12 protein-coding genes are annotated in these 14,599 nt (G+C 73.4%); 3 read left to right on the top strand and 9 right to left on the bottom strand.

All coding sequences use genetic code 11. The annotated features are described in order from the left end of the window. Window positions 1-48: 48 nt before the first annotated feature. The 6 genes from MLV88_RS08245 to uvrB form a co-directional block, all read right to left on the bottom strand. On the bottom strand, window positions 49-687 hold the full coding sequence (locus MLV88_RS08245) for an inorganic diphosphatase (RefSeq protein WP_242339409.1): 639 nt from the start codon (window positions 685-687) through the stop codon (window positions 49-51). Between the two features lie 38 nt (window positions 688-725). Further along, window positions 726-1,667, bottom strand: coding sequence for a serine O-acetyltransferase EpsC (gene epsC / locus MLV88_RS08240; protein ID WP_242339410.1), 942 nt, complete (start codon window positions 1,665-1,667; stop codon window positions 726-728). Beyond that, entirely contained in the window at window positions 1,664-2,593 is a 930-nt protein-coding gene (gene cysK, locus MLV88_RS08235) for a cysteine synthase A (RefSeq protein WP_242339412.1), read from the bottom strand. Before cysK ends, epsC begins: the two co-directional genes overlap by 4 nt. An 81-nt stretch (window positions 2,594-2,674) precedes the next feature. After that, on the bottom strand, window positions 2,675-4,843 hold the full coding sequence (uvrC, locus tag MLV88_RS08230) for an excinuclease ABC subunit UvrC (protein WP_242339413.1): 2,169 nt from the start codon (window positions 4,841-4,843) through the stop codon (window positions 2,675-2,677). Between the two features lie 152 nt (window positions 4,844-4,995). Next, entirely contained in the window at window positions 4,996-5,643 is a 648-nt protein-coding gene (locus MLV88_RS08225; protein WP_242339414.1) for a hypothetical protein, read from the bottom strand. Between the two features lie 128 nt (window positions 5,644-5,771). Next, on the bottom strand, window positions 5,772-7,868 hold the full coding sequence (uvrB, locus tag MLV88_RS08220) for an excinuclease ABC subunit UvrB (protein WP_242339415.1): 2,097 nt from the start codon (window positions 7,866-7,868) through the stop codon (window positions 5,772-5,774). Between the two features lie 317 nt (window positions 7,869-8,185). Here uvrB and MLV88_RS08215 point away from each other — a divergent pair, with 317 nt between their 5' ends. Continuing rightward, complete coding sequence (locus MLV88_RS08215; RefSeq protein WP_242339418.1) at window positions 8,186-8,371, top strand: hypothetical protein; 186 nt, start codon at window positions 8,186-8,188, stop codon at window positions 8,369-8,371. A gap of 59 nt (window positions 8,372-8,430) precedes the next feature. Here MLV88_RS08215 and cysS read toward each other — a convergent pair whose 3' ends face one another. The 3 genes from cysS to MLV88_RS08200 all read right to left on the bottom strand — a co-directional run bounded on the left by cysS (window position 8,431) and on the right by MLV88_RS08200 (window position 11,730). Then, window positions 8,431-9,879 carry a cysteine--tRNA ligase gene (cysS, locus tag MLV88_RS08210; RefSeq protein WP_242339420.1) on the bottom strand — a complete coding sequence of 483 codons (1,449 nt, stop codon included), beginning with the start codon at window positions 9,877-9,879 and terminating at the stop codon, window positions 8,431-8,433. 11 nt (window positions 9,880-9,890) lie between these two features. Then, window positions 9,891-11,060, bottom strand: coding sequence for a 2-C-methyl-D-erythritol 4-phosphate cytidylyltransferase (gene ispD, locus MLV88_RS08205; protein WP_242355694.1), 1,170 nt, complete (start codon window positions 11,058-11,060; stop codon window positions 9,891-9,893). A 178-nt stretch (window positions 11,061-11,238) separates the two neighbouring features. Further along, entirely contained in the window at window positions 11,239-11,730 is a 492-nt protein-coding gene (locus MLV88_RS08200) for a CarD family transcriptional regulator (RefSeq protein ID WP_242339422.1), read from the bottom strand. Between the two features lie 188 nt (window positions 11,731-11,918). Between MLV88_RS08200 and MLV88_RS08195 the strand changes: the two genes are divergently transcribed. Then, the gene (locus tag MLV88_RS08195) at window positions 11,919-14,276 is read left to right on the top strand and encodes a DNA internalization-related competence protein ComEC/Rec2 (protein WP_243337278.1); all 2,358 of its coding nucleotides are present in this window, start codon (window positions 11,919-11,921) and stop codon (window positions 14,274-14,276) included. An 8-nt stretch (window positions 14,277-14,284) separates the two neighbouring features. After that, window positions 14,285-14,545, top strand: coding sequence for a hypothetical protein (locus MLV88_RS08190; protein ID WP_242336454.1), 261 nt, complete (start codon window positions 14,285-14,287; stop codon window positions 14,543-14,545). Window positions 14,546-14,599: the final 54 nt, after the last annotated feature.

Here is a 14,599-nt window from a genome sequence, read left to right as displayed (position 1 = left end):
CCGCCCGTCCGCGCGCCCCGGACGAGCGGGCCCCTCCCCGCGAGCCCGCTAGCGGCGGGCCTTGGCGGTGGCCTTCCGCGCGGAGGGCTTCGCCCGGCTCGCCTGCCGCGCCCTGGGCGGCAGCGCCGGCGGGGCGAGCGGCGCCTCCTTGAGCCGTACCTTCTCCTGCTCGTAGAGGCGGATGGCGTCGCGTAGCACCTGCAGGCCCTCGGAGCGGCCCTGCGGCTCGGAGACGAGCACCTTCTTGTTCTCGAGGGCCTTGTAGTCCTCGAAGAAGCGCTTCAGCTCGCGCAGCTTGTGGGAGGGGATCTGGGAGATGTCCGAGTAGTCCGAGTAGGTCGGATCGTCGGCGTGCACCGCGATGAGCTTGTCGTCCTCGCCCTTGTCGTCGCGCATCTTCATGACGCCGATGACCTTGGCGCGCATGATGGCGAGCGGTACGATCGCCTCCTGGCACAGCACGAGGACGTCGAGCGGATCGCCGTCGTCGCAGTACGTGCGCGGGACGAAGCCGTAGTTCGCCGGATAGTGAACCGAGGAGAAGAGGATCCGGTCGACGAGGAGCAGCCCGGACTTCTTGTCCAGCTCGTACTTCACCTTCGAGCCGGTGGCGATCTCGATGATGGCCGGGACCGGCTCCTCGATGAAGCGGGGCAGCTCGACGTCGTGCCAGGGGTGGTAGGCCAAGGAGGCGTTTCCTTTCGGTTCGGCGCCCCGCGCGAGGCTCAGATCCCGCCGCCGTGCGAGTAGCGCTGCTCCCGGACCTCGGCCTGCGTGATGCGGCTCCCGGGCGGAACGCCGTTGGTGAGCCAGACGTTGCCGCCGATCGACGAGCCCTTGCCGATCACGATCCGGCCGAGGATGGTGGCGCCGGCGTATACCACGACGTCGTCCTCGACGATCGGGTGCCGATCGATGCCCTTGATCGGGGTCCCCTTCTCGTCGAGCGGGAAGCTCTTCGCCCCGAGGGTCACGCCCTGGTACAGGCGGACGCGATCCCCGATCCGGGACGTCTCCCCCACCACGACGCCCGTGCCGTGGTCGATGAAGAAGCGCTCGCCGATCGCCGCGCCCGGGTGGATGTCGATCCCCGTCAGCGTGTGGGCGTGCTCCGTGATGATGCGGGGGATGAGCGGCACCCCGAGGACGTGCAGCTCGTGGGCGATGCGCTGGTTCGTGATGGCGAAGATGCCCGGGTAGGCGAAGATCGCCTCGTCGCGCGTCTTCAGCGCGGGATCGCCCTCGTAGGCGGCCTCGACGTCGGAGGCCACGAGTCGCCGGAGCTCCGGGACGCGCCCGAGGAACGCTCGCGTCACGTGGCGCGCGGTGTCCGCGCAGTGATCGCACGTGTCCAGGTCGTGACGCTCCGTGAACGACAGCCCGCGCCGGACCTGCTCCTCGAGCGAGCGGAGCGCGCGGGCCAGCGTCGCGCCGACGAAGTAGTGCAGGCTCTCGCCGTGGACGTCGTTCGTCCCGAAGTAGCCGGGGAACAGGACCCCGCGCAGATCCTCGACGAAGCCGATCACGGCCTCGCGCGACGGGAGGGTCACCTTCCCGCCGGGCGGGAACGCCGTCGCGAGCGTCGCCTCGCGGCAGAGCCGGTCGACCACCGGCGCGAGCGCCACCGTGTCGACGGCCGGCGCCCTCGCCTGCTTGGAATCGCTCACTTCGCCTCCTCGAAGAGCCATGTGGACAGGTACCGCTCCCCGGTGTCGGGGAGCACCGCGACCACGAGCTTACCCTCGTTCTCGGGCCGCCGGGCGATCTCCCGCGCCGCCCAGGCGACGCCGCCGTCGGAGATGCTCGAGAGGATCCCCTCCTCCTTGCAGAGGCGGCGCGCCATGTCCCCCGCGTCCTCGTGACGCACCGTCACGATCTCGTCGAGGAGCTTCGGGTCCAGCACCTTGGGCACGAACCCCGGGCCCCACCCCTGGATCTTGTGCGGCCCCGGCTTGCCGCCGGAGAGCACCGGCGAGTCCGCCGGCTCGGCCGCGACGATCCGCAGGGACGGCTTGCGCGGCTTCAGCACCTGGGCGCAGCCCGTGACCGTGCCGCCCGTGCCGGTCGCGCAGACGAGGATGTCCACCTTGCCGTCCGTGTCGCGCCAGATCTCCTCCGCCGTGGTCCGGCGGTGGATGTCCGGGTTGGCGGGGTTCTCGAACTGCTGCAGGATGAGGTAGCGCGGGTCCTTCGCGGCCATCTCCTCGGCGCGCTTGATGGCGCCCTTCATCCCCTCCGCGCCCGGCGTGAGCACGAGCTCCGCCCCGAAGGCGACGAGCAGCTTGCGGCGCTCCACGCTCATGGTGTCCGGCATGGTCAGCGTGAGGGGGTAGCCCTTCGCGGCGGCGGCGAACGCGAGGCCGATGCCGGTGTTGCCGCTCGTCGGCTCGAGCAGGATCGTGTCGGGCTTGATCTTCCTCTCCCGCTCCGCGGCCTCGATCATCGAGACGCCGATCCGATCCTTCACGCTGCCCGCCGGATTCCACATCTCGAGCTTCGCCGCGACGGTCGCCTTCGCGCCGTCGAGCACGCGGTTGAGCCGCACGAGCGGCGTGTTGCCGATGAGCTTCGTGATGTCTTCGGCGATGCGCATGTGACCTCCGTAAAGGGGACCGGTTCCGTCCTGCATAAGAGGCCGGCGCCCGCCCGGCAACGCTCGACCGGCGGCCGCGCGTCACTCCGTCAGCGACGGGGCGTGCGCGTCCTCGATCGGCTCCACGCCCTCCCCGGCCTCGGCCTCCGCCGCGAGCGCCGCGTCGATGTCCGCCTCGGTCACGCCCTCGGCGGGCGGGCCCGCGGGGACGGCGGCCGGGGGCGCGCCGGCGAGGGGCCCGGCGACCTCGGGGCCCTCCGGCGCGGCGGCATCCGATCCGACGGCGGCGTGGAAGAACTCGTGCACGGCCCGCGCCTGCTTCGGCCCGAACCCGTCCACCTCGCCGATCTCCGCGAGCGTCGCCTCCTTCACGCGCCGGAGCGACCCGAAGTGGCGGAGCAGCGTCCGCTTCCGCCCCTCCCCGACGCCGGGGATCTCCTCGAGCACGCTCTGGAAGTTCCGCTCGCGCCGGAGCTTGCGATGGAAGGTGATCGCGAAGCGGTGCGCCTCGTCGCGCAGGCGGGCGAGCAGGAAGAGCTCCGCCGAGTTCTGCCGCAGCACGACCGGATCCTTTCGCGCCGGGAGGAACACGCGCTCGGGGCTCCGCGCCAGCTCGGACACGAACCCGCGCTCCTGCGCCTCCGCCGCGTCCGCGAGCGCCGCGGCGCCGCGCGCGCCCCGTCCCCGGCGCCCGATGACCCGCGACGTCCCGAGGGCCGGCGCGTCCACGAGCCGGCTCTTCGCGAGGCCGACGAGCTCGACGAAGGGCGCGCCCACGTTGCCGGGTGACGGCTTCGTCGGAACGCCCAGGTCCTTCGCGGCGGCGAGCGCCGCGTTGAGCTGGCCCTTGCCGCCGTCGATGACGAGCAGGTCCGGGAACACGCCCTCGCCGATCGCGCGCTTGAGCCGCCGCGAGACGACCTCGTAGAGCATCGCGAAGTCGTCCTGCCCCGCGACCCCCTTCACCTTGTAGCGGCGGTAGTTGGCCTTGTCGGGCTCCCCGTCCCGGAACGAGACGCCCGAGCCGACCGCGAGCGCGCCCTGGAAGGTGGAGATGTCGTAGCACTCCATCCAGCGCGGCGGCTTCGCGAGGTGGAGCGCGCGCGTGAGCGCCGCGAGCGCCTGCTCGCGCCGCTCGTCCTTCTCGTGCCAGCTCTTGAACCCCTGCTCCGCGTTGCGCGCCGCCACCTCGAGGAGATCCGCCTTCGCGCCGCGCTGCGGGGTGAGGACCCGCACGCGGCGGCCGCGCCGCTCGGCGAGCACCTCGGCGAGCGCGTCGGCCTCGACCGGCTCGACCGGGACGAGGATCTCCTCCGGCGCCGGGTTCTGCTCGTAGTAGAGGGAGAGGAAGGACGAGAGCGTCTCCTCGTCCGGGAACTCCTGCTCGCGGAACGGGTAGCTGCGCGAGTCCTGGAGCTTCCCGCCGCGCATGGCGAGGACCTGCACCACGAGGTCCGGGCCCTCCCGGTAGAGCCCGACCACGTCGCGATCGGCCCGGTCGGCCATGAGCACGCGCTGCTTCTCGAGGCTGCGCTCCACCGCCTGGAGCTGATCGCGGAGCCGCGCCGCGTCCTCGAAGCGGAGCGCGCCCGCCGCCTCCTCCATCCGCCCGCGGAGCCGCTCGACGAGCTCGGACTCGCGCCCCTCGAGGAACTCGATGGCGTCCTCGACCGACCGCCGGTACTCGGCCTCGGGCACGTCGTACACGCACGGCGCCGGGCAGCGCTTGATCTGGTAGAGGATGCAGGGCCGCTTCCGGTGGTCGAACACGTGGTCGGTGCACGTCCTGAGCTGGAAGTGCCGGTTCACGACCCGGAGCGTCTCCCGGATCGAGCTCGCCGACGAGTACGGGCCGAAGTAGCGCGCGCCCGGGCGGCGCGGCTCTCGCGCGCGCCGGACCTCGAGGCGCGGGAACGGGTGACGGTCGTCGAGCCGCAGGACGATGAAGTCCTTGTCGTCGCGCAGCCGGATGTTGAACCGCGGCTTGTGCCGCTTGATGAGCTCGTTCTCGAGGAGGACGGCCTCCTTCTCCGAGCGCGTGACGATGACCTCGAGATCGCCGAGGAGGTCGTCGAGCAGCGCGACGAAGGCGCGGCGGTCGCCGCGCGAGGCGTCGAAGTAGGAGCGGACGCGCGAGCGGAGGCTCGACGCCTTCCCCACGTAGACCACCTCGCCGCGGCGGTCCTTCATGAGGTAGCAGCCCGGCTCGGCGGGCAGCTCGTCGAGCTTCTTTCGGAGGTTCGCGTCCATCCCGGAGTAGAGGAATTACCCGGAAATGGGGCGCGGATCACCTGTGGGTTCGCGCGGGCGGGCGGCCGCGCCCCGGCGTCGGCCGGGACGCCCCGCTCCCTCGCGGTCGGCGCGGGCCCTCCCGGGCGCCCGGACGCCTCCCCGCCGCTCGCTCAGGGGACGCAGGTGGGGCTGTCGCAGCCCGCGCCGAGGCCGCTGCAGACGTCGATCGAGAACCCGCACACCGGGACGTCGAACGCGCCGCTCACGCTGCTCCCGTCCGAGAAGGTGACGCTCGCGCTCCCGGTCACCCGGTCCGGCCCCGTCCTGTCGAGCGTGACGGTGCCGCCGGTCGCCTCGACCGCGCTCGCGGAGTCCGCGCACGCCCCGTCGGTCTTCGCGACGAACGCGGTCGCGACGGTGAACGGCTTCGTCACGTCGGGCTGGGCCGTGGTGACGGGGTAGGTCCCCGGCTGGACCGCGGTCGCGGCGCCGACCGCGCTCGCGTTCAGCACGAGCAGGTTCACGGTGGTCCCGTTCGCCTTCCCGCCGCACGCCTTCGTCTGCTGGGCGACCTGGCACATGTTCTCGAACGTCCCGAAGCCCACGAGGATCGCGGTCGCGCTCGCCTGCAGCACGTCCTGGAAGACGCAGGTCTCCGGGCTCAGCACGAGGGCGGTGCCGTCCACCGGGTCGAACGCCTGGCCCAGCACCGTCCCCTTCACCCGGGCGGGCTCGGGCTCGGACTTCTTGCCGTCGCCGCCGCCACCGCACGCCCCCAGCACCCCCACCAGCACGACCGCCGCCGCGATCCGCTCCATGGTCCGATCTCCCTCCGTGAAGATGGAGATCCATCCCTACCCATCGCGAGGCGCCGCACGTCTTCCCACGCGGGGCGGCGCTCCTCCAGGCGGCGACGGCACGCGCTCGCTCGCCCGCCCGCCGGTGGTCAGCGCCGGCGGCGCCGCTGCTGCGGGCGCCGCGCGCCGCCGAGCTTCCCCATCGCCGCCGCGCCGGCGAAGGCGCCGGAGCCGAGCAGCCCCTTCACCCCGCTCGCCTTGGCGGGCAGCCCGAGCTGGAGGTCCTTCAGCGCGAGGATGCGATCGCGGAGCTGCGCCGCCTTCTCGAACTCGAGCGCCTTCGCCGCCTCCTTCATCTCCTCCTCGAGCGAGGCGACGATGATCGGGAGCTGCTCCGGCTTGTACTCCGCGCCCTCGGCGGCCATCGGCACGGTGACGTAGTCCGCCTCCACGATCGCCATCTGCAGGTCGGTGATGTTGCGCTTCACCGTCTGCGGGGTGATCCCGTGCTCGAGGTTGTAGGCGCGCTGGATCTCGCGGCGCCGGTTCGTCTCGTCGAGCGCCTGCTTCATGGACGCCGTGATCGAGTCTGCGTACAGGATCACGCGCCCGTTCACGTTCCGCGAGGCCCGCCCGATCGTCTGGATGAGCGACACCGACGAGCGGAGGAAGCCCTCCTTGTCGGCGTCCAGCACCGCGACGAGCGAGACCTCGGGGATGTCGAGGCCCTCGCGCAGCAGGTTGATGCCGATGAGCACGTCGAACTCGCCCTTGCGCAGGTCGCGGATGAGCGCGCTGCGCTCGAGCGTCTCGATGTCGGAGTGCAGGTAGCGGCAGCGGACGCCCACGTCGGTGAAGTACTCGGTGAGGTCCTCCGCCATCCGCTTCGTGAGCGTCGTGACGAGGACGCGCTCCCCGGCCTCCGCGCGCTTGCGCACCTCGCCGAGGAGATCGTCCACCTGGGACCCCACCGGCCGGACCTCGACCTCCGGGTCCGTCAGGCCGGTCGGGCGGATGATCTGCTCGACGACGACGCCCTGCGCCTTCTGCAGCTCGTACTCGGCCGGCGTCGCCGAGACGTAGATGCCCTGGCGCACGAGCCCCTCGAACTCCTCGAACTTGAGCGGCCGGTTGTCGAGCGCCGACGGCAGGCGGAACCCGAAGTCCACCAGCGTCTCCTTGCGCGAGCGGTCGCCGCGGTACATGGCGCCGATCTGCGGGACGGTCTGGTGCGACTCGTCGATGACGAGGAGGAAGTCCTTCGGGAAGTAGTCGAGGAGGCACGGCGGCGGATCGCCCGCCTTCCGGCCCGAGAGCCAGCGCGAGTAGTTCTCGATGCCGGAGCAGAACCCCATCTGCTCGAGCATCTCGAGGTCGAACATCGTCCGCTGCTCGAGCCGCTGCGCCTCGACGAGCTTGTTCGCCGCCTTGAGCTCGCCGAGCCGCTCGCGCAGCTCCTCGCGGATCCCGTCGACGGCGCGCTTGCGCGTCTCGGGCGCCGACACGTAGTGGCTGTTCGGGAAGATCGCCGCCTTGTCGAGCTCGGCCAGCGTCTGGCCGCGGAGCGGATCGAACTCGTGGATCGACTCGACCACGTCGCCGAAGAACTCGATCCGGATGGCGCGATCCTCCTCGTACGGCGGGAACACCTCGATGGTGTCGCCGCGCACGCGGAAGGTGCCGCGGTGGAAGTCGACGTCGTTCCGCTCGTACTGGATGTCGATGAGCGACCGGATGAAGCGGTCGCGCAGGAACTCCTGCCCCCGCTCCACCTGCTGCAGGAGGCCGTAGTAGGCCTCCGCGGTGCCGAGGCCGTAGATGCAGGAGACGGAGGCGACGATGAGCACGTCGTTGCGCGTGAGGAGCGCGTGCGTGGCCGCGTGCCGCATCCGATCGATCTCGTCGTTGATGGACGAGTCCTTCTCGATGTACGTGTCGGTCGACGGGACGTACGCCTCGGGCTGGTAGTAGTCGTAGTACGAGACGAAGTAGTGGACGGCGGCGCTGGGGAAGAGCTCCTTGAACTCGCCGTAGAGCTGGGCCGCGAGCGTCTTGTTGTGCGCGATGACGAGCGTCGGCCGCCGCACCTCCGCCACCACGTTCGCGACGGTGAAGGTCTTGCCCGAGCCGGTGACGCCGAGCAGGACCTGGTGCGGGTCGCCGCGGCGCAGCCCGGCCGTGAGCTCCTCGATGGCCCGCGGCTGATCGCCCGTGGGCTTGAACTCGCTCCTCAAGTCGAAAGGCACGCAGCGGAGTGTAACGGCGCGCGGCCCCGCGATCAGGAACCGTTCGCCGTCTCCCTCCCGCGGCGGGCGGCGAGGCCTCCGCTCCCCGCCTGGCGGCGCACCGTCCGGGACTGCGCGCCCGGGCGGAGAGTGGCGGCGCGGACGCTCGACAAGCGCACCCGTTCCGGTTACGTTGCGCGCGTCCCGCCTGTCGAAACGGCACGGGCCCAGGCGGCGTACGTCCGCCCGGCGCAGCGCGCGGCGTGAGCCGCTTCCCGGGGGCTCGGCCGCAGTGGCCGGGCCCCCACGATTTCGCGATCTCGAGCCCCGGAGGAGAGATGGCCTTCAACCCTGGAGCGACCAAGCGGCAGAAGGAGGCGGCGCGCCGCGACAAGCAGCGCCGCAAGGACGAGAAGAAGGAGCAGCGCAAGCGCGAGAAGGTGGACCGCGGTCCCGTCGCGCCGGGCGAGGACCCCGACATCGCCGGGATCGTCCCCGGTCCGCAGCCGCCGCTCGAGGAGTGACCTCCCGCGCCGCGGACGCCCGGTCTCCCGGCGCGTCCGCCGGCCGCGCCCGACCGCGGCTACTCGACCTTCCAGGTCGTGCCCTGCGGCCCGTCCATGATCGCGACCCCTTCGGCGAGCAGCGCGTCGCGGATGGCGTCCCCGCGCGCGAAGTCCCGCGCCTTGCGCGCCTCGGCGCGCGCGACGAGCTTCGCCTCCACGGCCGCCGGCTCGATCCCGCGGCGCGCCGCCGCCTTGGCGCGGACGGCGCGCAGCGCCTCGGCCGGCCGGCGCTGAACGAGCCCGAGCGTCGTGCCGACCTCGCGCACGTCCCGCGCGAACGCGGCGAGCCGGGCGCGGTCCTCCGGGCTCTTCTTCCCCCTGCGATCGGCGAGCGCGTTCGCCGCCGTGAACGCCTCTGCGAGCGCGGCGAGCACCTGCGGCGCGTTGAAGTCGTCGTCGAGCGCCCGGCGCGCGGCCTCCACCACCGCCCCGCCCTCCCCCGCCGGCGAGATCCCCTCGGAGAGGGCGTCCACCTTCTCGAGCGTCTCGTAGAAGTAGTTCAGGCGGCGCTCGGCCTCGGAGAGGATCGCGTCCGAGTAGTTGATCGGGTTGCGGTAGTGCGTCCCCAGGAAGAAGAGGCGGATGGCCTCCGGGTCGAACTTCGCGATCACGTCGCGCAGCGTGAAGAAGTTGCCGAGCGACTTCGACATCTTCTCGCTGTCGATCTCGACGAACCCGTGGTGCATCCAGTGGCGGCAGAAGCTCTCCGCCGTCCGGCCGTCCCCCACCGCCGCGGCCGACTGCGCGATCTCGTTCGTGTGGTGAGGGAAGACGAGGTCCTTGCCCCCGCCGTGCAGGTCGATGGGCGCGCCGAGGTGGGCGAGGGTCATGGCCGAGCACTCGATGTGCCAGCCCGGCCGGCCGCGGCCCCAGGGCGAGTCCCACGCCGGCTCGCCGGGCTTCGCCGCCTTCCAGAGCGCGAAGTCGAGTGGATCGCGCTTCGCCTCGCCGGGCTCCACGCGCGCGCCGGAGCGGAGGTCGTCGAGGTTCCGCTTGGCGAGCCGCCCGTAGTCGGGGAACGCGCGCACCGCGTAGTACACGTCGCCGTTCCCCGGCGCGTACGCGAAGCCCTTCTCCACGAGCGTCGAGATCATCGCGACGATCTGCGGGACGTGCTCGGAGACCTTCGGCGCCACGTCGGGGCGCAGGTTGCCGAGGGCGTCCATGTCCTCGTCGAACTCCTCGGCGTAGCGGGCCGCGAGCTTCACCGGGTCCTCGCCCCGCTCGTTCGCGCGGCGGATGATCTTGTCGTCCACGTCGGTGAAGTTCCGGACGTAGCGGACCTCGTAGCCGCGGGCCCGCAGGTGCCGCACCACGAGGTCCCACACGACGTAGCTCCGGCCGTGGCCGACGTGCGCCGAGTCGTAGACGGTGGGGCCGCAGGCGTAGAAGCGGATCTTGCCGGGCTCGATGGACACGAGCTCGCGCTTCGTGCCGGTGAGCGTGTCCGAGATGACGATGGGCATCGGCGCTTCTCCTACCGCACTCTGACGAGGAGCGCGACGGCGTGCGCGGCGATCCCCTCGCCGCGCCCGACGAAGCCCATCCCCTCGCCCGTGGTGGCCTTCACGTTCACCTGCGCGGGCGCGACGCCGAGCGCCTCGGCGAGCCGCGCGCGCATCTCCTCGGCGCGCGGCGCGATCTTGGGCCGCCGGGCCGCGAGCGTCACGTCGCAGTTCCCGACCCGGAGGCCCCGGGCGGCCGCCTTCGCGGCGATCTCGCGGAGCAGCGCGAGCGAGGAGACCCCCTTCCAGCGCGGGTCGGTGTCGGGGAAGTGGCGGCCGAGATCGCCGAGCCCGGCCGCGCCCAGGATCGCGTCGCCGATGGCGTGGGCGCACACGTCCGCGTCGGAGTGGCCGAGGAGGCCGTCCCCGTCGAACTCGACGCCGCCGAGCACGAGCCTGCGCCCCTCCGCGAACCGGTGGGTGTCGTAGCCGACCCCCATCGCCACGGGGGCCTCGAGGAAGGTCCGGGCCCGGGCGACGTCCTCGGGCCCGGTGATCTTGAAGTTCCCCGGCTCCCCGGGCACGAGCGTCACGGTCGCCCCCATGGCCTCGACGAGCGCGCACTCGTCCGTGGCCTCGGCCGCCGCGGCCCCCGCCCGCTCGAACGCCTCGAGGAGCAGGGCCCGCCGGAACCCCTGGGGTGTCTGCGCGAGCCAGAGCGCACGCCGGTCGAGCGTCGCCTCGACCCGCGCGGGCGCGGCGGCGTCGGCGCGGGCCGCGGCCCGCTTCACCGTGTCCGTGACCGGGAGGGCCGCCAGGGCCGCCCCGTCGCGCGCCGCCGCCTCCGCCACGCGCGTCGCGAGCTCCGCGGTCGCGAACGGCCGGGCGGCGTCGTGCACGAGCACGATCCCGCAGCCGTCCGCCGCGCGCACGCCGTTCCGCACCGAGTCGGCGCGCGCGGCGCCGCCCACGACAGCCCGCGCCGGCTTCCCGAGCCCTGCCAGCTCGGCGAGCCCGCGCTCCTCCTCGCCGGCGGGCACCACCGCCACGAGCTCGTCGACGGAGTCGCAGCCGGCGAGCACGCGCGCCGCGCGCCGCAGGACCGTCTCGCCCCCGACCTCGAGCCACTGCTTTCGGACCCCGGCGCGCACGCCGGAGCCGCCTGCCGCCAGGATCGCCGCCACCCGCTCGCCGCGGATCATCCGGATCTCCTCGCCCGCGACGCGGGCTGGCACCGCACCTGCTACAGCCGTGACCACCGTGACCGCCGCTCACCCACCCGCGCGCACGAGCGCGCCGATACGCAACCGCCGCGCGGACGAGCGTCCGTGCGGCGGTCGGGTGGGATGCGCCCGGGCGCCTTCGCGCCCGGGCAGCCGGTCAACAGTTGAAGATCTTCTTCAGGTCCTGCTCGACGTCGTCCTCGCCGCACTCCTTCGCGATCGCGAGCTCCTTGATGAGCAGCGAGCGCGCCGTGTCGAGCATCTTCCGCTCGCCGAACGAGAGGTCCTTGTCGGAGCGGAGGAGGTACAGGTCGCGCAGGACCTCGGCGATCTCGAAGACGCTGCCCGTCTTGATCTTGTCCATGTACTCCCGGTAGCGGCGGTTCCAGGTCGTCGAGTCGACCGAGACCTCCTTCTCCCGGAGGATGGTGTAGACGCGTCGGACGTCCTTCTCCCCGATGATCTCGCGCAGGCCGACGGAGCCGACCTTGTTCATGGGGATCATGATCTTCATCCCGTTCTCGAGGATCCGGAGCACGTAGAAGGACTGGCGCTGGCCGGCGACCTCCTTGTGCTCGATTCCCATGACCTCGCCGACCCCCTGGCCGGGATAAACCGCCTTGTCCCCGACCTTGAAATTCGGGGCCATCTGAGTAGCCTGCGTTGCGGGCATTCCTTCCTCCGCTCCCTGAGTCTTCCCGGGAGCCGACCGGAACGGTCGAGGCCAGGGCGGGAGCTTGATCGCGGGAGGCTATCACAAGCTCCCGTTCCGCTCAATAACACTACGGAAATCGGATTTCTTCGCGTGCCTCCCGTTTGGGGGTCCCGAGGGGTCCGTTGACCCGCCGGGATCCCCTCGTCGCGCCGGCGCTCGGCCTCGTCGCCGGAGTGGCCCTCGGCCTCCACGGCGCTCGCCTCCCGGCCGCCTCTGCCCCACTCCTGCTCCTCGGGGCGTCCCCGCCGCTCGCGCCCGCGGCCTTCGCCGTGGCCGGCTGGTGGGCAGCCGAGCGTGCGCTCACGGCCGCCGGAGAGGGAACGGCGCGTGCTCGCGACTCCCGAGGCGATCGGGGCCTCTCCTCGGGTCCGCCGCGGCCGGCGCCGCTCGAGGGCCGGATCGTCTCGGTTCCGGAGTCCCTCGGCGACCGCGTCCGCTTCCGGCTCCGCGCCCCGGAGGGCCGCCCGCTGGAGGTGCTCGCCGCGCAGGCGCCCTGGCCGCTCGGCCTGGGCGACGAGGTGCGGCTGCGGGCGGTGCTCCGGGTTCCCCCCGAGGCCCGCAACCCCGGCGGGCGCGACGTGCGCGCGCGGCTCGCGGCGAGCGGCATCGCGCACCAGGCGCTCGCGACCGGCCCGGCGATCCGGACCCGTCCCGCGCGCGCGCCGAGCTGGCTCGAGCGCGGCCGCGAGCGGCTCGCGGAGGAGGCGACGCGTGCGCTGCCGGCCCGCGAGGCCGGGGTCGTGCGCGCCATCGGCGCGGGGGATCGGGGCGGGCTCGATCCGGAGACGAGCACCTCGTTCGCCCGCAGCGGGCTCGCCCACGTCCTGGCCGTCTCGGGCATGCACCTCGTGGTGGTCGCGTTCGGGCTCGAGCGGCTGCTGCGCGCTCTCCTCCTGCGCGCGGACGCGCTCGCCGAGCGGGCCGACCCGCGCAGGATCGCCGCCGCGATCGCCCTCCCGGTCGCGCTCGTCTACGCGATCGCCACCGGTGCCGGCTCGCCCGTGCTGCGCGCGGCGGTCGCGGCGACGGTGATCCTCGCCGGCACCGCGCTCCACCGCGAGCCCGGCGGCGCGAACACCCTCGCGCTCGCCGCGATCGCGCTCCTCGCCGCGGATCCGGGCGGAGCGCTCGACGTCTCGCTGCAGCTCTCGTTCGCGGCGGTCGCAGGCCTCGTCGCCTGGGCCGGGCCTCTCCGCCGCGCGCTCCCGCTCGAGCGGCCGCGCGCCGGCACCTGGCGGGCGCGCCTCCTCGAGCCCGTCGTCGCGGGGGCCTGCGCGAGCGTCGCCGCGTCGCTCGCCGCCGCGCCGGTGCTCGCCTTTCACTTCCGCCAGCTCCCCGTGCTCGGGCTCCTCGCCAACGTCGCCGCCGTGCCCATCGGCTCGGCGCTCACGATCGCGGCCACGATCGCTGCGGTCGGCGCGGCGGCCGCCCCCGCGCTCGGAGCGCTCGCCCTCGTCGCGGCGCGCCCGCTGGCGACCGCGCTCCTCGCCGTCTCGGACGCAGCCGCGGCGCCCCGGCTCGCGGTGGTCGGCGTCGGCTCGCCGGGGCTCGCCGGCGTCGTGGCGTTCTACGTGGCGGCGCTCGTCGCCACCCGCGCGCGCGGCGCGCGCCGGCTCGCGGCTGCGCTCGCCGCGGTCGCCGCGCTCCTCGCCCCGGCCCACCTGCGCGCCGCCGCGGCCGAGGCGCGCGGCGGGCTCGAGGTCCTGTTCCTCTCGGTGGGCCAGGGGGACGCGGCGCTCCTGCGGCTCCCGGACGGCAGCGCCGTGCTGGTGGACGCCGGCGGCGCGCCGGACGGCGGCGCGGATCCCGGCGCGCGCGACGTCGTCCCCCTCCTCCGCGATCTGGGGGTCACCCGCCTCGCCGCCGTCTTCGTCTCGCACCCGCACCCCGACCACGCCCTCGGCCTCGCCGCCGTCGCGGGCGCGTTCCCGATCGACCTCGTGTTCTCGAACGGCGCTCCCGCCGAGGGCGAGGTGGCGCGCGTGCTCGCGGCGCTGGCGCCGGTTCCCCTGGCCCCCGGCGACGGATGGGAGCGGGCCGGCGTCCGCTTCGACGTGCTGGGCGGGGACCGCGAAGGGCTCGGCGCGAACGACGCCTCGGTCGTGCTGCGCGTCGGGTACGGCACGACCGCGTTCCTGTTCCCCGGCGACGTCGAGCACGCGGGAGAGGCCGCAGCGCTCTCGAGGGGAGGGCTCCGGGCCGACGTCGTGAAGGTGCCGCACCACGGCAGCCGGACGTCCTCGAGCGAGGCGTTCGTCCGGGCGGTGCGCCCGGCGCTCGCCGTCGTGAGCCTCGGCCGGGACAACCGCTTCGGCTTCCCCCATGCCGAGGCGGTGGAGCGCTGGCGCGCGGCGGGCGCCGCAGTGCTCCGGACGGACGAGGAGGGGGCGGTCCGGCTGCTCTCGGACGGGCGCCGCGTCACCCGCGTGCCCGCTTCGGCCGCCCTCGACCCCCTGGCGATCCTATGGGAGCGCCCCTAGGGTTGCCTGTGGGCATCGAGGACTTCGACCTGGCCGACGTCGCCGAGCGGATTCGCCGTCACATCCCCCCGACCGAGCCTCCCGTCGGATACCTCCGCGGCCGGAGCTACTTCCGGGACGTCCTGGTGCACGAGCTCGGCATCGGCGAGTTCGAGGCCGAGACGCTCGTGGACACCCTGGAGCTGAACGGCTACCTGCGCTTCGAGGGCGATCCTTCCGAGCGCTCGCGGGCCGAGAGCCGCTGGCACGTCGGCTCCGACTCCGGATAGCGCTGCCCGCTATAGGGCGCGCGCGGTGCCGGCCGGGCCGCGCGGCGGACCCCC

The organism is Anaeromyxobacter soli (assembly GCF_022808855.1).
GTDB classification, from domain to species: domain Bacteria; phylum Myxococcota; class Myxococcia; order Myxococcales; family Anaeromyxobacteraceae; genus Anaeromyxobacter; species Anaeromyxobacter soli.
The sequence above is the reverse complement of the archived record's forward strand: the minus strand, read 5'-3'. Positions and strand labels throughout refer to the sequence as shown.

Bases quoted from the DNA above. Each gene is read 5' to 3' on its own strand.
- cysK (WP_242339412.1), bottom strand. From the start codon at position 2,593: ATGCGCATCGCCGAAGACATCACGAAGCTCATCGGCAACACGCCGCTC.
- uvrC (WP_242339413.1), bottom strand. From the start codon at position 4,843: ATGGACGCGAACCTCCGAAAGAAGCTCGACGAGCTGCCCGCCGAGCCG.
- MLV88_RS08225 (WP_242339414.1), bottom strand. From the start codon at position 5,643: ATGGAGCGGATCGCGGCGGCGGTCGTGCTGGTGGGGGTGCTGGGGGCG.
- MLV88_RS08215 (WP_242339418.1), top strand. From the start codon at position 8,186: ATGGCCTTCAACCCTGGAGCGACCAAGCGGCAGAAGGAGGCGGCGCGC.
- cysS (WP_242339420.1), bottom strand. From the start codon at position 9,879: ATGCCCATCGTCATCTCGGACACGCTCACCGGCACGAAGCGCGAGCTC.
- ispD (WP_242355694.1), bottom strand. From the start codon at position 11,060: ATGATCCGCGGCGAGCGGGTGGCGGCGATCCTGGCGGCAGGCGGCTCC.
- MLV88_RS08200 (WP_242339422.1), bottom strand. From the start codon at position 11,730: ATGGCCCCGAATTTCAAGGTCGGGGACAAGGCGGTTTATCCCGGCCAG.